The sequence below is a fragment of the Rhodococcus sp. GB-02 genome, from assembly GCF_053470465.1.
In genome coordinates this window covers 292783-310742 of record NZ_JBPUKE010000004.1, presented here as the reverse complement: position 1 = coordinate 310742, position 17960 = coordinate 292783, and the positions used below count along the sequence as shown (strand labels likewise).

21 protein-coding genes are annotated in these 17960 nt (G+C 60.6%); 13 read left to right on the top strand and 8 right to left on the bottom strand.

What is annotated here, in order from left to right:
- Positions 1-4 precede the first annotated feature (4 nt).
- Both ACSW29_RS26255 and hisF read left to right on the top strand, forming a co-directional pair.
- The gene (locus ACSW29_RS26255; protein WP_230813418.1) at positions 5-838 is read left to right on the top strand and encodes an inositol monophosphatase family protein; all 834 of its coding nucleotides are present in this window, start codon (positions 5-7) and stop codon (positions 836-838) included.
- Positions 835-1608: an imidazole glycerol phosphate synthase subunit HisF gene (gene hisF / locus ACSW29_RS26250; RefSeq protein WP_095969965.1), complete on the top strand. Its 774-nt coding sequence runs from the start codon at positions 835-837 to the stop codon at positions 1606-1608. The genes ACSW29_RS26255 and hisF overlap by 4 nt, the downstream gene beginning before the upstream one ends.
- Here the strand turns inward: hisF and ACSW29_RS26245 are convergent.
- The gene (locus ACSW29_RS26245; protein WP_269068031.1) at positions 1605-2222 is read right to left on the bottom strand and encodes a TetR/AcrR family transcriptional regulator; all 618 of its coding nucleotides are present in this window, start codon (positions 2220-2222) and stop codon (positions 1605-1607) included. The two genes, hisF and ACSW29_RS26245, sit on opposite strands and share 4 nt — an antisense overlap.
- A 103-nt stretch (positions 2223-2325) precedes the next feature.
- Between ACSW29_RS26245 and ACSW29_RS26240 the strand changes: the two genes are divergently transcribed.
- Positions 2326-3807, top strand: coding sequence for a flavin-containing monooxygenase (locus ACSW29_RS26240; RefSeq protein ID WP_317826434.1), 1482 nt, complete (start codon positions 2326-2328; stop codon positions 3805-3807).
- 22 nt (positions 3808-3829) lie between these two features.
- On the opposite strand, the gene ACSW29_RS26235 is transcribed toward ACSW29_RS26240, so the two are convergent.
- Positions 3830-4351, bottom strand: coding sequence for a universal stress protein (locus ACSW29_RS26235; protein ID WP_317826435.1), 522 nt, complete (start codon positions 4349-4351; stop codon positions 3830-3832).
- A gap of 100 nt (positions 4352-4451) precedes the next feature.
- On the opposite strand from ACSW29_RS26235, the gene hisI reads away from it, so the two are divergent.
- From hisI to ACSW29_RS26215, 4 genes are all read left to right on the top strand, one after another.
- Positions 4452-4799, top strand: a complete 348-nt coding sequence (hisI, locus tag ACSW29_RS26230) for a phosphoribosyl-AMP cyclohydrolase (protein WP_050655350.1) — start codon at positions 4452-4454, stop codon at positions 4797-4799.
- 6 nt (positions 4800-4805) lie between these two features.
- Complete coding sequence (locus ACSW29_RS26225) at positions 4806-5099, top strand: DUF1905 domain-containing protein (protein ID WP_317826436.1); 294 nt, start codon at positions 4806-4808, stop codon at positions 5097-5099.
- Positions 5100-5162: 63 nt separating this feature from the next.
- Positions 5163-5327, top strand: coding sequence for a hypothetical protein (locus ACSW29_RS26220; RefSeq protein ID WP_317826437.1), 165 nt, complete (start codon positions 5163-5165; stop codon positions 5325-5327).
- A gap of 200 nt (positions 5328-5527) precedes the next feature.
- Entirely contained in the window at positions 5528-5914 is a 387-nt protein-coding gene (locus ACSW29_RS26215) for a DUF2784 domain-containing protein (protein WP_230813412.1), read from the top strand.
- A gap of 62 nt (positions 5915-5976) precedes the next feature.
- On the opposite strand, the gene ACSW29_RS26210 is transcribed toward ACSW29_RS26215, so the two are convergent.
- Complete coding sequence (locus ACSW29_RS26210) at positions 5977-6402, bottom strand: nitroreductase/quinone reductase family protein (RefSeq protein ID WP_317826438.1); 426 nt, start codon at positions 6400-6402, stop codon at positions 5977-5979.
- A 112-nt stretch (positions 6403-6514) separates the two neighbouring features.
- On the opposite strand from ACSW29_RS26210, the gene ACSW29_RS26205 reads away from it, so the two are divergent.
- Together ACSW29_RS26205 and ACSW29_RS26200 are read left to right on the top strand one after the other, a co-directional pair.
- A complete protein-coding gene (locus ACSW29_RS26205; RefSeq protein ID WP_230813410.1) occupies positions 6515-6937 on the top strand; it encodes an ArsR/SmtB family transcription factor in 423 nt (140 codons plus the stop codon).
- Complete coding sequence (locus ACSW29_RS26200) at positions 6934-7974, top strand: cation diffusion facilitator family transporter (RefSeq protein ID WP_317826440.1); 1041 nt, start codon at positions 6934-6936, stop codon at positions 7972-7974. Before ACSW29_RS26205 ends, ACSW29_RS26200 begins: the two co-directional genes overlap by 4 nt.
- Positions 7975-7987: 13 nt before the next feature.
- On the opposite strand, the gene ACSW29_RS26195 is transcribed toward ACSW29_RS26200, so the two are convergent.
- Positions 7988-8596 (bottom strand): glyoxalase, encoded by a 609-nt coding sequence (locus tag ACSW29_RS26195; RefSeq protein ID WP_448278668.1) that lies wholly within the window; start codon positions 8594-8596, stop codon positions 7988-7990.
- A 317-nt stretch (positions 8597-8913) separates the two neighbouring features.
- On the opposite strand from ACSW29_RS26195, the gene ACSW29_RS26190 reads away from it, so the two are divergent.
- Positions 8914-12018, top strand: a complete 3105-nt coding sequence (locus ACSW29_RS26190; protein WP_448278943.1) for a multicopper oxidase family protein — start codon at positions 8914-8916, stop codon at positions 12016-12018.
- Between the two features lie 58 nt (positions 12019-12076).
- Here the strand turns inward: ACSW29_RS26190 and ACSW29_RS26185 are convergent, their stop codons facing one another.
- The 4 genes from ACSW29_RS26185 to ACSW29_RS26170 are packed head-to-tail and all read right to left on the bottom strand — an operon-like array spanning position 12077 to position 15027.
- Positions 12077-12310, bottom strand: coding sequence for a ferredoxin (locus ACSW29_RS26185; protein ID WP_082900857.1), 234 nt, complete (start codon positions 12308-12310; stop codon positions 12077-12079).
- Positions 12307-13524 carry an NADH-ubiquinone oxidoreductase-F iron-sulfur binding region domain-containing protein gene (locus tag ACSW29_RS26180; RefSeq protein WP_448278667.1) on the bottom strand — a complete coding sequence of 406 codons (1218 nt, stop codon included), beginning with the start codon at positions 13522-13524 and terminating at the stop codon, positions 12307-12309. The genes ACSW29_RS26185 and ACSW29_RS26180 overlap by 4 nt, the downstream gene beginning before the upstream one ends.
- Position 13525: 1 nt before the next feature.
- Positions 13526-14083 (bottom strand): ferric reductase-like transmembrane domain-containing protein, encoded by a 558-nt coding sequence (locus ACSW29_RS26175; RefSeq protein WP_448278666.1) that lies wholly within the window; start codon positions 14081-14083, stop codon positions 13526-13528.
- 2 nt (positions 14084-14085) lie between these two features.
- Positions 14086-15027, bottom strand: a complete 942-nt coding sequence (locus tag ACSW29_RS26170) for an FAD:protein FMN transferase (protein WP_448278665.1) — start codon at positions 15025-15027, stop codon at positions 14086-14088.
- 451 nt (positions 15028-15478) lie between these two features.
- Between ACSW29_RS26170 and ACSW29_RS26165 the strand changes: the two genes are divergently transcribed.
- The 3 genes from ACSW29_RS26165 (at position 15479) to ACSW29_RS26155 (ending at position 17934) form a co-directional block, all read left to right on the top strand.
- Positions 15479-16141 (top strand): response regulator transcription factor, encoded by a 663-nt coding sequence (locus ACSW29_RS26165; protein WP_448278664.1) that lies wholly within the window; start codon positions 15479-15481, stop codon positions 16139-16141.
- Positions 16138-17373, top strand: a complete 1236-nt coding sequence (locus ACSW29_RS26160) for a sensor histidine kinase (RefSeq protein ID WP_347872468.1) — start codon at positions 16138-16140, stop codon at positions 17371-17373. Before ACSW29_RS26165 ends, ACSW29_RS26160 begins: the two co-directional genes overlap by 4 nt.
- Before the next feature lie 63 nt (positions 17374-17436).
- Positions 17437-17934, top strand: coding sequence for a DUF2231 domain-containing protein (locus ACSW29_RS26155; protein ID WP_230813401.1), 498 nt, complete (start codon positions 17437-17439; stop codon positions 17932-17934).
- Positions 17935-17960 lie beyond the last annotated feature (26 nt).

Genomic DNA, 17960 nt, shown 5'->3' with positions numbered 1-17960 from the left:
CCAGATGACTCCGACGCGTGACCTCGACGAACTTCTCGCGATTGCGGGTCGGCTTCTCGACGGCGTCCACGATCAGTTCGTCTCCGGTGTCGGTGCCCCGAGCGCGGTCCGCAAGGGTTGGGGCGATTTTGCCACCGAGGTCGATCTCGCGCTGGAGAAGCGGTTGAGCGCGGAGTTGTTCGAGCAGACCGGCATCGAGGTGCACGGCGAAGAATTCGGTGGCCCCGACGTCGGTTCGGGACTTGTCTGGGTACTCGACCCCGTCGACGGCACTTTCAACTACTCGGCCGGATTACCTACTGCCGGAACGCTGTTGGCGCTTCTCGACGACGGTGTCCCGGTGCTCGGATTGACCTGGCTTCCGTTGATCGGTCACACGTACGCCACTCGTGCCGGCGGTCCGTTGTTGGTCAACGGAATCGCCGTACCGCCGCTGGAGCCAACCGATCTGGCGTCGTCGATCGTCGGCTTGGGCGCACTCAACGTCAACAGTCGTGGCCGGATTCCCGGTAGCTTCCGACTCGACCTGCTCGCCGAGATCAGCAAGGTGTCCTCGCGGATCCGGATACACGGCTCCACCGGAGTCGATCTGGCCTTCACAGCGGCGGGCATCTTGGGCGGTGCGATCGTCTACGGCCGTAACGCGTGGGACAACGCGGCCGGGGTCGCGCTCGTTCGCGGCGCGGGTGGGGTGGTCACCGATCTGTCCGGCAATCCGTGGACCGTAGAATCGGAGTCGGTGCTCGCCGCCGCCCCGGGCATCCACGGTGAGATTCTCGATATCCTCAACGCGCTCGGTGATCCGCGCGCTTCGTCCTCAGGAGGACCACAGTCATGACCCTCGCAGTTCGTGTGATTCCGTGCCTCGACGTCGACGCCGGACGAGTGGTCAAGGGTGTCAATTTCGAGAATCTTCGCGACGCCGGAGATCCTGTGGAACTCGCGGCAGCGTACGACGCTCAGGGTGCCGACGAACTGACCTTCCTGGACGTGACCGCATCCACGTCGGATCGCGGCACGATGCTCGACGTCGTAAGCCGTACTGCCGAGCAGGTTTTCATTCCCCTCACCGTCGGCGGTGGGGTGCGCACGGTCGCGGACGTCGATCGTCTGCTGCGTGCCGGTGCCGACAAGGTCAGCGTCAATACCGCGGCGATCGCGCGCCCGGAACTGCTCAAGGAACTGAGTGAGCGTTTCGGCTCGCAGTGCATCGTCCTCTCGGTCGATGCCCGCACCGTTCCCCAGGGTCAGCCGGATACACCGTCTGGCTGGGAGGTCACGACGCACGGAGGCAAACGCGGCACCGGGATCGACGCGGTGGAGTGGGCCGAGCGTGGTGCGGAGTTGGGAGTGGGGGAGATCCTGCTGAACTCGATGGATGCCGACGGCACCAAGGCCGGCTTCGACCTGCTGATGATCCGCGCTGTCCGGGCGGCGGTCCATGTACCGGTGATCGCCAGTGGCGGCGCCGGCCTGGTCGAGCACTTCGCCCCGGCGGTCGAAGCGGGCGCGGACGCAGTTCTCGCAGCAAGTGTCTTCCACTTCGGCGATCTGAGCATCCCACAGGTCAAGGATGCGATGCGTGCCGAGGGAATTGTTGTTCGCTAGGCGTTCTCGGCGCGGATTCCGTCGAACATGAGGCGGCTGATGGCTTGGTTCAGTGCCGTGCAGTCGGCGGACGAATCGGCTCGCAATCCTTGAATCGCACTTGCCAGCATCATGCCGTTGACGGCCTGTGCAGTGTTGTCGACGTCGAGGTCGGCGCGCAGATAGCCGCATTCGACTCCGTGATGCAGGTACGCCGCGGTCAACGATGCCGACTGATCGAGTAGATCGAGCATCCGGCCGGTGAGATCGGCATCGACGCCCGTCGTCTCGAAAAGCAGAACCCGCGGGATGCGTGGGTCGTCGAAGAAGATGCGGGGGAGCGCTTCGGCGATCCGTCCCACTTGAGCGCGGTACTCGTCCAGAGTGCTTGCTGCGTCAGGTGAATTCTCGGTGGCCAGTGCGCTGATGATCTTGGCGATCAGGTCGTCGATGACGTGGTCGATGATGTCGCGCTTGTTCTCGAAGTACCGGTAGAAGGTCCCGTGGCCGATTCCGAGAGTTGTTGCGATGTCGGCAATTCCGGTTGCGTGATAGCCGCGCTCGGCGAAGCACTCGAATGATGCGTCGATGATCTCGCGGCGTAATTCCGCCTTTTTTCGTTCCGCTCTGGTCATGGCCTTCGTCACGTCAAGAATGATACCGTTCTCCATAACGGAATGGCATGTCATTTTCTGATGTGCAGTTCATGAGTGCGTAGTTCATGAGAGGGATTCTCCGATGACAGTGCAGTACGACGCAGTAGTGGTGGGGGCGGGCTTCGGCGGAATGGGTGCGGCCATTCAACTCAAGCGGCTGGGCCTGAACAAGCTGGCGATCCTCGAGCGCGAGGACGATTTGGGCGGAACGTGGCACGTCAACCGCTATCCCGGGTTGGCTGTCGACATCGCGTCGGTCACGTACTCGTATTCGTTCGAGCCCAATCCGAACTGGTCCAGGCTCTTTGCGCCGGGCGCCGAACTCAAGAAGTACGCCGATCACGTCGCAGACAAATACGACCTGCGTAAGCACATGACGTTCGGTGCCGTCGTCGACGGAGCCCGCTGGGACGAGGATTCCTCGCACTGGGTCGTATCCGTCGAGGGGGCGCCGGACATCACTGCCAAGTACCTCCTGACTGCGACGGGCTTCCTGTCGCAACCGCATCGGCCGGACATCCCCGGTATCGACGACTTCGCCGGCAAGATCATTCACACCACTGCCTGGGACGATTCCTACGATCTGTCCGGCACCAAGACCGCAATCATCGGAACCGGTGCTACCGCTGTGCAGTTGATCCCCGAGGTGGCGCGTCAGGCCGCAGAGTTGACCGTCTACCAGCGCACGCCGATCTGGGTGGTTCCCAAGATCGACGTCCCCATCCCCAACGCAGTGCAGAAGCTGTTCTCGCGCATTCCGCTCACGCAGCGAATCGCCCGCGCCGTCAGTTCGTCGATTCTCGAAATGATCATGGTCAGCGCAGTTCTGCACTACAAGCAGGTCAAACTGTTGAACAAGGGTGCGTCGGCCGCATCACGCGCGTTTCTGCGGTCCCAGGTACGAGATGCGACCCTGCGCAAGCAACTCACACCGGACTACGACTTCGGGTGCAAGCGACCCACGTTCTCCAACAGCTACTTCCGTACGTTCACCAAAGACAATGTGCATCTTGAAACGACGTCGATCGACCATATTGCTGCCGACGGAATCGTCACCGCCGACGGCCGCAAGACCGAGATCGACACCTTGGTGCTGGCAACGGGCTTCAACCTCTGGGATGTGAACTTTCCGGCCATCGAGGTTATCGGTCGCGAGGGCCGAAACCTCGGTAAGTGGTGGCGTGACAACCGATTCCAGGCCTACGAAGGGGTCGCGGTTCCTTACTTCCCCAATTTCCTCACGCTCGCCAGTCCGTACTCGTACAGCGGATTGTCCTACTTCACGACGATCGAATCCCAGATGCAGCACATGGATCGACTGTTCGGCGAGGTGAAACGGCGCGGCGCGGAAACATTCGAGGTCACCGAAACTGCCAACGCCGAGTTCCTCGACCGGATGACCGAGAACCTGGCGGACTCCGTCTTCTACGGCGGCAGTTGCCAGACTGCGCGAAGCTATTACTTCAATCAGCACGGTGAGGCTGCGATCCTGCGGCCCACATCGACACGCAACGCTTTCGTCGAAGCGAAACGCTTTCCGCTCGAAGACTATTCGATCGTTTAGGCGGGCATGTGCCGGTGTTCGGCTATCTGGCTGATCTGACGCCGGCGGGAACCGATATCACGGGATAGCGGTTCTGCCGGTTCAGTCGGGAAGAGACCGAACTGTGAATCAGTTGGCTCACCGCGGAGGCAGCGCCTTTTCGCGGTGAGCCGATTACGATGGTGAAGGCGTCGTATTTGTCCGCGGTCGCGAGGATGACACCGGCTGGATCTCCGTAGGTGCAGTCGTATGTCCAGGTGTCGGTGTGCGAGGCGAGTGTCGAGGTTGTCTGCTCGCGTTGCGCCACCATCTCGTCGTGCAGGCGTGTTTCGAATTGTGGCGAGTCGGTTTCGACAGGCAGGTCCTCGGACGTGATGCAGTGAACGACGTGGAGGGCTGAATCCTCCTTGGCGGCAAGCGCCAATGCGTAGCTGAGCACATTCTTGCTGGTAGACCCTGGGCCGATGCCGAGAACGATGTGGCGCGTTCGGACGTGATCGGTACTCGGGTTCGTGAGATGGCATGAGTACTCCGGGTGCGGACCGTCATGATGCTGATGGTTCATGTCGGATCTTCTTCCACGGTGACGGCGAAGGAACTTCCATTCTAGGGCGGGCACGCAGGGGAATTCCACGGAAGTCACAGGTGGAAGGTATAAACGTCATATGAGCCTTGATCCCGCAATCGCGGCGAAGCTGAAGCGAAACGACGCCGGACTGTTCAGCGCGGTTGCGCAGGAGAAGTCGACCGGTGATGTGCTGATGGTCGCGTGGATGGACGACGAAGCGCTCGCGCGAACACTGGAAACCCGTAAGGGGACGTACTATTCGCGCTCGCGGCAGCAGTACTGGGTCAAGGGAGAGACCTCCGGGCACACCCAGTACGTACACGAGGTGCGCCTCGACTGTGACGGCGATTCCGTCTTGCTGATCGTCGATCAGGAGGGCGCAGCATGCCACACCGGCACTCACACGTGTTTCGACACCGACGTCCTGCTAGCCGCTCAGCAGTGACGCGACATGGCCGCTGACAAGACTCCACAACCGCTCGATTACTCGTTCACCTCACCCATCGAGAAAGACGGGGCGTTCGCAACGTACTTGACCGTGCCCGGCTCGGCGGAACTTCTGGGTACCAGACGCGCTGTCAAGGTGGTCGGGACCCTCGATGGTGATCATCCCTTCGAGGCGACGCTGATGCCCTCCGGCGACGGACCTCACTGGCTTCCGCTGCGCGTGGCCCTCTGCAAGGCGATCGGCAAGAGCTCCGCTGGAGAAGAAGTATCAGTACATCTCCGCCAGCGACTTAGCTGAAGTTTCGCTCGAACCGAGGAGCCTAACCGTCGACAAAGCAATTGATTCGTTGCAGTTGGTGGCGTGAGAACGGGCCCGTTCGGCGGTGACGAAGGGAAAACACGCACGCTCCGCATGTCGCGGACGCTCGCGGCACCCATCGGCACGGTCTGGGCGGCGGTCACCCAGCTCGACCGCATCGCGCTGTGGTTCACGCCGGTGTCGGGGGAGGCTCGGATCGGCGGGTAGTGACGAGGCCAAGGCATTCGTCGCGGGAAGCAGTGAATCATGAGCCGCTGCCGCAATCGCATCGGGCGACGACCCGGATGCCGCCCACGCCGCCGCTGTCCGCACGACGGCTGCATACACCGGGTAGATCGCCGCTACGGGGACTAACATCGGAATAGTCTGATTGTTGCGGGACTTCCGCGCCACGAGCGGAGACGACGATGGTGTATCGGCTCATCGAAGTAGTGACGGTGTTCGTTCACTTCGGGTTTGTTCTCTATGTGGTGCTTGGTGGATTCGTGGCGTGGAAGTGGCGTCGTAGCATTGCATTCCATCTTGTTGCGGTTGTCTGGGGAGCCGGCTCGATAGCGGTCGGGTATGACTGCCCGTTGACCAATCTCGAGAATTGGGCCCGCCGGATGGCCGGAATCGCGGAATTGCCGTCCACTGGATTCATCTCGCACTACATCACCGGTGTGTTCTATCCGGTGAGTATCGAAGGCCTTGTGCAAGCGCTCGCGGCGACAGTGGTTGTCGGATCCTGGGTTGGATACGTGCTGCTCGGACGGCATGCGAAGGCTGAGGTCAAAGCGTCGTCAGTGTCGTGATTCCGTTTCGAACGACCCCTGCCGTTTCGTGATGTAAACGGCAGGGCTGCACATCGCAGGATTTACGCGCGAGTCAGTGCCACAACCGGGATGGTGCGGATCCCGGCTGTCTTCTCCGCGTATTCGGCAAATCCGGGGTATCGGCTGGCCTGTTCGTCGTAGATTCGGTCGCGCTTCTCGCCGGTTACTTCGCTGACGGAGACCGGATACGTTTCGGTACCGACCTCGACCTCGGCCTGGTCGGCGGCAACAAGGTTGTAGTACCAGTCGGGGTTGGTCGGGGCGCCGGCCTTCGATGCGAAGACGTAAACGGTGTTCGGATCCTGCTCGTCTGGCAGGTACATCATCGGGCTCACGAACTTGCGTCCGGACTTGCGTCCTGTGTGATGGACCAACACCATGGGGGCACCTTCGAAAGGTCCGCCAACTTTGCCCTCGTTCGCGCGGAATTCTGCAATGATGCCGGCGTTCCAGTCGTCAGGACTCATCTCGGTTGTTTCCCTGTCTGCGAGTGGAGAAGTGCTCTGCCGCCAAGCTTTGCACAACTGGTGAATCGAGGAGAGATCATCTTCGACGCATCTGATGATCTACTATCTACGTATGAACGCAGATAGTGGTGTTTGTCGCCGAAAACTTCCCGATGATCAAGTCGACCTCGTTGTGGAGGTGTTCCGCATGCTTGCCGACGCAACCCGTGTGCAGGTGTTGTGGGCATTGGTCGACCGAGAGTGCTCGGTGAACGAATTGGCAGAGCGTGTCGGCAAGCCGGCGCCTTCGGTGTCGCAGCACCTGGCAAAGCTGCGCATGGCGAGGTTGGTACGAACGCGCCGCGACGGTACGACGGTGTTCTACCGTCTCGAGAACGACCATGTGCGCCAACTGGTTACGGATGCGGTCTTCAATGCCGAGCATGCCGGACCTGGACTACCGGGCCACCACCGTAGTGAGGGTGAGCTTCGAGAGATTCACCCGGAGCGCTCCGCGAAGGTCGAGCGGACCGATCAAGAAGAAGGTGCGTCATGACGCACGAGCCCAGAACATCCCACGGTCATGGGCACGGTCACGGACACGGACATGGAACGAAGGGATTTCGATCGGCGGTTCGCGAAGTGTTCGCCCCGCACAGTCATGACGCCGCGGACAGCGTCGACGATGCGCTGGAATCGAGCGAGATCGGCATCCGGGCGGTCAAGATCAGTCTTGTCGCGCTCGGCATCACCGCAGTTGCTCAGGTTGCAATCGTGGCGATTTCGGGTTCGGTGGCGCTGCTGGCGGACACCATTCACAACTTCTCCGACGCACTCACGGCAGTCCCACTCTGGATTGCCTTTGCCCTCGGTCGGCGCGCTGCAACCAGGCGCTATACCTATGGTTTCGGGCGTGCGGAGGACTTGGCCGGATTGTTCGTGCTCGCCATGATCGCACTGTCGGCAGTGATCGCCGGTGTCGAAGCGGTGAGGCGATTGATCAACCCGGTCCAGATCGAGCACCTCGGTTGGGTAGCGGCGGCAGGTGTGATCGGTTTCATCGGCAACGAATTGGTGGCGTTGTATCGGATTCGAGTCGGAAGGCAGATCGGCTCAGCTGCATTGGTGGCTGATGGACTGCATGCTCGGACAGATGGATTCACCTCACTCGCAGTCCTTCTGGGAGCTGGGGGAGTCGCTCTGGGATTCCCGTTGGCAGATCCGATCATCGGTCTTGTCATCACAGTGGCGATCGTGGCCGTGCTGCGGACCGCGGCACGAGACGTCTTCCGGCGTCTGATGGACGGTGTCGAACCGGAGTTGTTGGACGATGCCGAACATGCGCTACAGCGCGAGCCCGGGGTTCTCGGGGTACGTGATTTGAAGATGCGGTGGATCGGGCACCGATTACATGCCGATGCAGAACTCGACATCGATCCCCGGGCAACTCTTGCCGAAGCTCATGCGATAGCGCATAGCGCCGAGCATTCGCTCACCCACGCGGTGCCCAAGCTCGCCACTGCCCTGGTGCATGCTTATCCGGCTCATGACGCGCCCAACTCCGAAGTCGGGTTTCGATCACCTTCCCGATGATCCGTGCCCGATGTCAAGCGGCGGATTCCCAGGCGAAACCGTCGGGATCCGCGAAGCGTTCGGAAGCGCCGGTGATGGTGATCCGGTGCGATCCGGTGCCTTCCGGAGCGAGCCCGGCATCCTTCGCCAAGGCGCGCCGACCATACAGTGCCAGTGTGACATTGCCTGCTGTACTGGTGAATTCGACGTACTTGCGGCCGAAGCTCTTCGACACCTCGAGTCCGTGGTCAAGGTAGAACTGCTTGCTGGCCTTGAGGTCTTCGGCACCGAGCAGCAGCACAAAGCTGTCGATTGTGCGGGTGGCGGGTCCGGTGTTCTTCTTCGACGACGTGGCGATCTTCCAGATCGAACCGTCCGGAGCCTGAACAACTCCGCCGTATCCCCAGAGGGATTTCTTCACCGGCTTCAACGCGGTGGCACCGGCTGCGAGTGCCGCGCCGACAAAAGCGTCGACGATGTTCGGTTGGGCGACAACGAGCGAAAGGGTGTACCCACGGAATCCGGTTGTCGGTTCGTTCGATTCGCGTAGCTGGATTCGATCTCCGACGCCGAGAGCGTTGTAGAAGGCCCCGGCTGCGGCGAGGTCGGGAACGTCGAGGATCACGGATTGCGCGGTGGTCATCTGGGCGCTCCCTGCTGATGTGTGGATTGACGACGTGTGGTGGGAAGTGGACTTCTGTGGTGTGTTCATGTGTTTCAACGTAATTGCGGGTCCCGTGGCTGTGCTTCTCGATTTCTGATCGGTTTGCTGAGACTGCTTGCAAGGTGCAGCGCCCAAGCGGGCCCTAGGTGGGCAATTTGTCGGGAATATACTGTTCAGCCGATGTTTTCTCGATAGGCTGATGTGCGCTGATCGGACGTATCTCACGCCACCATGGAACGGGGAAACCAGTGATCGCACTGCGAGGAAAGGCGTTAGCCGCAGCAGTAGTGGTGTCCATGACGGTGGCGTTGGCCGCGTGTACCTCCGGTGAATCGGCGTCCGAGATGGGCGCCAATTACGGCTCGAGTGGAACCGCCGTCGACTATCGGGAGCCGGTGAAACTGAGCAGTCGAGATGGTGTACTCGAGGTGCGGTTGTCCGCTCATCAGGGCGTGATTCCGCTCGATACCGTGTCGGCGCCGGTGTCGAATTTTCTGCTCTTCGGGTACGAAGTCATCCGCGGTACGGCGTCGGACGGGTCGACCTCGGCGAGTGACGTCTATCCGGCGCCGACTCTCCAGGTCAATCCGGGAGAGCGATTGATCATTCATTACGACAACGATTTGCAGGATCTCACGATCGAGGACTTTTACGATCCTGCATTCACACCGGCGGGCGGCGATGTGCCGACCTATCCGCCGGCGCTGACGTCGGCTCCTTTGAATCTACACACGCACGGAGTTCACGTGAGTCCGGACGGCAATGCGGACAACGTGTTGCTCAATATCCCCGCCGGCCAGGGAAATGTGTACGACTACGCGATTCCGGGGACGATGCCGAACGGTCTCTACTGGTACCACAGTCACCGGCACACCCTCACCGCCCAGCAGACGTACATGGGCCTGGCCGGGCTACTGGAAATCGGCCGGCCGGACGGCAATTTGCCTGTCGTGACGGCTAACGACGTCCCGATCCGCGATATGGCACTGCAGTACAACTTCGTGTTCGACCGCAAAGGAAAGGGCCGACAGCTCAACGACGCGAACTGGCCCCAATTCGTCAGTACCTTGACGCGGCCCACCGGCACGGAATTAGCAGACGGGACGTACCGTCCGAGCTTGGCTCCAGTGAATTTCTCGGAAACCACGCAGGGAGCGCAGTATTTCACCAATTGGTACAGCGGACCGCTGTCGCCTGCCAACCATCGTGGACAGAATCAATTCGTACCAGGCAACCTTCAGAGCTTCGTGGGTGAATCGACAAGTGTTCCGGCCGATCCCTCACTGCCGGAGAACCAACGCGACGTGCAGTACACCGTGAACGGTCAGTTCCAGCCGTCGCTGAAACTGAAGCCGGGGCAGACGGAGATCTGGGTGCTTGCCAACATCAGCGACTTTGCCTACATGCCGGTCACGTTGACGGAAACCGCAACCGGCGCCCATCCGAAGTTCGCAATCGTGGGGCAGGACGGAAACCCGTTCGACGAGGTCAGGCCACCCGTGGACGGGGACGGAACCAGACTGGTGATTCCGCCGGCCTCGCGATACGCAATCGCGGTGACGATGCCGGTGGCTGGTGATCTGGTGTTGGAAATGCCACCGCTCGAAGGTGCAAAACCGGTGAGAAACCCGGGCATTCTCTATACCAACAACGGTACCGACAATCCGCCCGCCGAACTCGGAACCGTCACCGTTGACCCGTCGGTGATCAGTTACGCGGACGGATTCTTCACCTTCCCGACTCAGCAGTTGATCCGCGCGACACCAGATGAGGGCCAAGGAAAGACGACTCCATTCGACTTCGGACAAAAACTGGACACCTACACCTCCTTCGTGGATACCGCAGCGATGACGCCCGACGTGACCCGCAACCTCACAGTCTCGGGCGGATTCGGAAACGAGAAGGCCAGCAACAGTGATCCGAAGGCCTTCACCTACGAATTCGCCGACAACACGTTCCCCAACATTCCGCTGATTCAACCGCGTTTGAATTCCGTTGAGGAATGGAAGATCACGAACCTCAACAATGACGAACATCCGATGCATATTCACGTCAACGACTTCCAAGTGATGGAAGTCGTGGATTCCGTCGCAGGGACGACGACAGGCGTTCAGCCGTGGGGAATCGACAACGTGAACGTGCCGGCGCCGGTGACGGACGAGAACGAGAATGCGCTGGAACCAGCATCGGTGACGTTGCGGACAAAGTTTACCGAGTACACCGGAACCTTTGTCATCCACTGCCACCGACTCAATCACGAGGACAACGGATTGATGGCGACTGTCAACGTGATTCCAGAGGTGTCGACCTATGCAGTGGCGGTACCCGGTTCGGCCGGCGTTCCCGCCAAAGTTCAGATATTCGATGCCAACGGCGACAAGCTGATCTCCACCGTCACTCCCTTCCCGTCGTTCGAAGGCACACCGAGCGTTGCAATGGCCGACGTGAACGGAGACATGGTGCTTGATCTGGTGGCTGGAACAGGTGCAGGCTCGGCTCCGGAAGTCTTGGCGTACAACGCAGTCGGAGGCGTGCCGTTCACCGACGAGTTGGCAAGATTTGCACCTTTCGACTCGGCCTTTCGTGGTGGAGTGAACGTAGGCGGCGTCGACATCGACGGGAATGCTCTGGCGGACAACATCATCGTTTCGTCAGGCCCAGGAATGGAGTCGCAGGTCAAGATCTACTCCACCGACCTTCCGGCGGACAAGAAGTCCGCGCCGGCAGAATTCGGCTCCTTCTCTCCGTATCCGGGTTCGAGTAGTGGCGTCACTTTTGCAACCGGGATGGTTGACAGTCACTCCGGTCGGGCGAGTATCGTGACCGCGCCGGGTGCCGGCGACGAGCCTTTGGTCAAGACGTTCCGCTACGACCTGTACGAGCCGACGGCGGCGACCAAGGGCGACTCCGATGAACACGCAGGTCATGCGGTTGGTCCAGTGACGACATCACAGTTCTTGGCCTTCGATCAGGGCTACCGCGACGGGGTGTCTCTGTCGACCGGTTGGGTGGCCGGCGCCGAGGGCGGAGCAAAGTCGATAGTGGCAGGCATGCTCGGAGGCGAAGGATCCGTCCGCGTCTTCTCGAGTGGATCGAGGCTCGACGGTGCGCCCGAGATGTACCTGGAGAGCCCAGATCATCATTCGACGGACGTGGTGTTTCGGGAAGTTGCATCCTTCGATCCGTTCGCCGGTCCAGGGACGGGTGTCGGAGTAGCCACGACGAGCACGACCACCGGCGCGGATCTCCTCGTCAGCGGCAGCGACGGAAGTGGTGCCGAAGTTCGGAAATTCACTCTCGGTCGTTCCGATCCGTCTGCGACCACATTGACACCGACACTTGTGGGAACGCTCCCTCCCTACCCCGTCGGTGGGGGAGCGCTGCCGCTCGGCGGTCGATGATCGATGTCGCCAGTATGGACTGATTGCGGAGTCGGGATCTGTGCATGGAAACAGATTTTCATCGATCCTGACCCGAGAGAACCCTCAATGACGCTCTGGGACAGAGTTTGACGGCGCGTTGGGCATCCGTTTCGAGTTCGGCGGGAATGTGTGGCTCACGTCGGCGATCGTGTGGGAGTGGATATCCCCATTCGTCGCGCGTCAGCAGGGTCGGCAGCAATTCTGTGCACAGTCCTCGACCTTCACATGTAGTCCAATCGATGTGTAGGACTTTGGGCGATTTTGTGCTCATGATGCCGCTCCCATCCGTGTGTTGACCTCGCAGGCTTCTGCGGCATGCATTCGGAGATCGTGCTGGAAAACGTGAAGGGAACTCCTCACCAATCTCACTGTCCCGTCCGGATGTTTGCATGCTCCACGCCCCTCGACCAGATCTGCCAGATATCGGATCGACTCCTGGGTATGGACCGACCTTGAGCGATAGGCAATCTCGGATAACGCGCGTGCCAGTCGGGGCATTGCGTTGATGCACGGTCCACACTGCCGAGCGCTTTGATCGGCGAGATACTCAACGATGTCGGCTGAAGTCTTCAGACCACACCTTGCGTGACCCAGTACGTGAATGACTCCGGCGCCGGGCGAAGCACCGACCTTCGCCAAAGCTGTTGTTGTCATGGTGGTGGTTGGCAAGTCTTGCGCATCGATCCAACCTCCGTGAAACCCGCCGACGAGGACTGCTCTGATCGACGGAGTATCAGTACGCGAATACTGGGTCACCAGCTGATCCAATGGAATTCCCATCGGGATCTCGACGACACCACTCACGGTCACATCGCCTGACAGGGTGATCAAGGTCGTCCCCGACGCGTCGCCCAGCCCTCGCGTGCGGAACCACTCGGGTCCGTATCGGGCTATGAGAGCGATGTGCGCGAGTGTCTCGACATTGTGAACCACTGTGGGTCGTCCGTTCAGCCCGGCCACGGTGCTGTGTACCGAGCGGTCTCGAGGAATGGGTGCTCGGCCTTCGATCGTTCCGACTACCGTGGATGTCTCGCCGCTGATGAATGTCTTCGGTGAAGCCACGAGTGTGACCAAAGGCTCGGTCAGCCCGGCAGTCCTTCTTTCTTTCAACGCATTCCGTACGAATTGAAGCAGTTGCGATCCTGCGTACAGATATGTTTCTTCGCTTCCGCACTCGTGTGCGACGAGTTGTAAGCCGTCGAGGACGAGGTGCGGCGCACGTTCGAGAAGAACTGCATCCTTGTCGCTGAGCGGTTCGCCTTCGCTACCGTTTGCGATAACCACAACACGCCGTCCAGTTACGGAATCGAGTTTTCGCGCAGTCGAAAATGCCGCCCCGCCTTTCCCGTGGAGACCGGCATCGGCGAGTAGGCGGCTCAAGGTACCCGGCGACGAGCGTGGGTTGTGGCCGTGGAGGGCCGTGTGGGTGGCTAGATCGGGTGAGCATGCGGCGAGAAGGCCCGCATAGGTGGATTCGGTTGTCACGTCACGTCCTTTCCATGAGGCGCAGGGTCGAGAATTCGACGAAGTCTGTCCGGAGTCGCCAGAGAACCGCTCCGGTCACCGCGACGGCCGATCCGATGGCGATGGCGAGAAACCACGTGTGTCCTGAGTCCGTTCCGTTTCCCAGTCCGTGCGCGAACGCGATCGGCCACAGAGCGTACGCGCTCCAATGAACGACGCGAAAAGTTCTGTTTCCTAGGCGATTTCGCAGTAGTACTGTCAAGGACACCGCGAACAGAACATCGAACGCAAGGGTGCCCAGTCCGAGCCAGAAGGCACGATAGTTACCCAGGAAGGGGAAGACGAAGTCGACGAGTTTCAGCTGTGCGTACGGATCGGCCAACAGTGCCAGCATGTGTACGACTACGAGGATCACCCCGATCAAGGCGGCGTCCCTGTGCACGTTCTGCACGCCGAATCGAGGTAGTCCCGCTAGAGCTCTCCCGGACCGTGTGACGATTCCGAGAACCATCGACATCGTCATGAACACGAGAGCGGTGATACCTGTCCCTCGACCCAATGCCCACAGTGCTTCGTCCACGACTAGGGTTCCCGTCTGCCGGTGGCGACCGCATCTTCCGTCGGCCATCCGTTCAGTAGGCGGATCTCACCTGCACGGTCCACCAGTCGCACCGGTAGGCCCGTGTCCATGAGGTCCCGCGCACCTTCGAAACCTCGGACAATGCATGCGGTGCTCGCGAGGTTTGCCGACACACAACTGTCCGCGCCGACGGTGACCGTCTGCCATGTTGCATCAACGCTGGTGCCGCTCCGCGGATCGACGATGTGGTGCACGTGTCTACCGTTTTGCGACCATCGACGCTTCCTGGTGCTGGATGTAGCGATGGCTGTCCCGCCTCGAATGGCGACCGTATCGGCCGGGGCGTCGTCGCCGTCTTGGACGAGAACGATCCACCCACCGTCCGGCGCCGGTCCGGCGGTAGCGATGTCTCCGCCGAGGCACACCAGGACACCGCAGTCGAGTAACATGCTGACGGCGTGCGCACATTCGTCTGCTGCGAGGGCCTTTGCCGTTGCCCCGAGGTCGAGTTGGACGCCCGGGGGAACTGTGACCTTTTGTCCGTCGAGTTTGACCGAGGTCCACTGCGGAGTAGAGACGAACGATGTCTTGATCGGCACGTCCCTGCCTTCGATCTGCGCGAAATCGCGGTCGTATCCGAGCGCGACGAGCGCTGCGCCGATGGTCGGGTCGACGGCGCCGTCCGTGCACTCGGCGCCATCGAGTGCTGTCTGGATCAGCCGGGCAAGCGTGCTACTCACTTCGACCGGTAGGCCTGTCGACTTTTCGAGAGCTCGAATCTCTGAATCGTCACGAAATCGACTGCATGCCAATTCTATTTCGAGAAGGCGCTCGTCGATTATCGACCTGGCAGATGGAATCGCCTCGGGTTTTGTCACCACGACCGTGGCTTCGAGGCCCCACACCCTCCACATGGAACTCGCGACGCTCAGGGAGGTGGTCACGATCCGGCCGATCGAGCGTGGGGAGTAGAACTTCCGCTCGAGGTCTTCTGTGCCGCCGCGGTTGAGGTAGTTTTCGATTGCGAGTTCGGAGTCGAATTGCCGCCAGGTGCACTGCTCGATTGCTTGGTTTCGTCTGTGGTCGCTGTGATCGGCGTGGCCTGCGTATCCGAATAGGCAAGTACTGTTCCGCCGACAACGCCCACGACTCCGAATGCCACGAGGGCCCCGGTGACGATTCGGGTGCGTCGAAATCCGTCTTCCGGTGTATCCATCTGATGCCTGCCCTCGAAGGTTCGATTGAGAACTCAACAATCGGCCGAGGTGCTTGTCCGGGGCTGCACGTCTGCTGTGAAGCTGCGGGGAATCGGTCGTGCCGTCGGAGAGTTCCGAGTTCCACGATCGCGGTGCAATCTTGGAGAGTTCTCAGAACGGACGTGGCAGGCTCGCAGGCATGGGCGCGAAACCACGAATTCTTCTTGTCGAGGACGACCGGCAATTGGCGGGCCTGCTTGCGGACCTCTTCGAGGAGGAAGGGCACGAGGTCGACGTGGCGCACGACGGACAAGTCGGTCTGCATCTGGCGTTGACCCGCAGCTACGATGCTTTCGTTTTCGATCGTGGAGTGCCGGTCATCGACGGTGTGAAATTGCTCAGAACCCTCCGGGCGAGGGATTGCTCAGTACCGTCGTTGATCCTCACTGCTCGCGGTTCCGTTGCCGATCGAGTGGAGGGACTCGATGCCGGTGCCGAGGACTACTTGGTCAAACCCTTCGAGATTCCCGAGTTGTTGGCTCGAATGCGTGCGCTGTTGCGTCGCCGAACGTCCATAGTGCCGATCGTGGTCGGAAGGTGGGAAATCGATCGAGTGAACCGGACGGCTACCGACACCGAGTCCGGATCGGTGACCTCGTTGTCCGAACGCGAGAGCGAACTGCTCGGGTTTCTGTGCGCATCGCCTGGGCAGGTTTTTTCTCGGACTCAGCTTCTGGGGCGTGTCTTCGGAAGTGCCGATACTCCAGGCACCGTTGACACTTATGTCCACTATCTCAGGCGGAAACTGGGCAGGGACGTCGTAGCCACCGTCCACGGACTCGGATACCGGCTCGGATCATGATTGTCCGCAGCAAAAACAAGGACCGGCAGTCGTCTGGGATCGGGTTCGGTGACGAGGTGCGTCTACGGCGAGCCGGACGTTCAGCTGCGGTCCAAGCCGCCATTGCTCTCGGTGCCGTGTTGCTGATCGTCGGAGCGGTGTCCTACGTGGGGTATGCGCGGGCACAGGATCGTCAGATTCGTTCTGCACTGACCGAGGTTGCAGCCACAGCAGACGATGCGGACGATCCGCCGCCCGGTATGTCGCTGGCCTTTCGTTCCGATGATGGGGTGGAGACCGTGAGCGCGCATGCCCCCACCGGTACCGCGGAACTCTTGGATGCGCCCGCTGGGTATTCGGATTTCACCGATGGTGACAGCAACTTCAGGGCCCTCGTCTCCGACGGTGCGGAAGGTCGCGTTGTCGTGATCGCGGCACTCGAGCCCTATGAATCAGGAAGGCAGCGATTACTTTTTGCACTCGGATTTGCCGAACTCACCGGAATTGCCGCATCTGTGGGCGTCGTGGTGTTGTTGTCCCGACGTGCGATTCAGCCACTGACACAGGCGCTCGAGTTGCAACGTCGTTTTGTCGCCGATGCATCGCACGAACTACGTGCGCCGTTGACCGTACTACACACTCGTGCACAACTTTTGGCTCGACGCGGAGACTCGCTCGAGTCTTCTGATCTTGTTTCGCAGCTCAACGGGTTGGTGGACGACACTCGGGCCCTCGGCGAAGTCATCGAGGACTTGTTGATGGCCGCATCGATGGACAACAGCGGACAACCCCGGAATCGAGTGGACATGGCGGCAGTGTGTGAGAAGGTCCGTGACAGTGTGGCCGATCATGCTCAGAAATCTGGCGTCTCTGTCGACGTGAGCAAGGCCGGAACTGGAGAGCCAGTGGTCTTGGGGATCGAATCGGCTTTGCGCCGAGCGGTTCTCGCGCTCGTTGACAATGCGCTTGCTCACGAGCGTCCAGGAGGTCACGTCCTTCTCCGCGTCGAGCGAGATCGCGACCACGTCAGAATCCGCGTGAGCGATACGGGAATCGGAATCGAATCTGAAGCGGTTCCGATTCTGTTCGACCGATTCTCACATGGCCCGACTCAACCCGCCGGTAGCCGGCGATATGGCATCGGATTGTCCTTGGTTCGCGAGATCGCGCACGCGCACCGAGGGAAAGTCTTCGTCGAATCGACACCGGATGTCGGCTCGTCCTTCGAGATTGTGCTGCCGGTAGCTCGTTGACACCGAGCACGTTCGAGCAGGGTCCCCAGAACTCTCCAAGAAATCCTGCCTACGTTGATCGACATGGGCCTGACTACGATCGGCGGATTACCCGCTCACCCACTCCTCGTTCATTTCGTTGTCGTGTTGGTTCCGCTCTCGGCGGTTCTGGTTCTCTGCTCCGTTCTGTGGCCGAGTGCTCGGCGCAGGCTCGGGATCTTCCCACCGGCCATCGCCCTCGTCACGTTGATACTCGTACCGATCACGACCGATGCCGGTGAATGGCTCGAACACAATTCGCCCCACAGCGAGTTGATCGAGATTCACGCCGAACTCGGTGATCAACTTCTGATCTGGTCCATCGCGGTGTTCGTGTTCGCGGCGACATGGTGGGTTCTGCATACCAATAGATTCACCGAGTGGCGAAGCGCACGAACTTCACTGTCCGACAGTTCGACGCTGCTCCGAGTCGTGACAGTTGCGATAGCGGCAATGGCAATCGTGGCGGCCGTTGGTTCGATGGTCCAGGTTTATCGAATCGGTGAGAGCGGAGCGAAGGCAGTCTGGCAGGAGCAGTCGTAGACATCCACCGAGCAAGTCCACGGCAG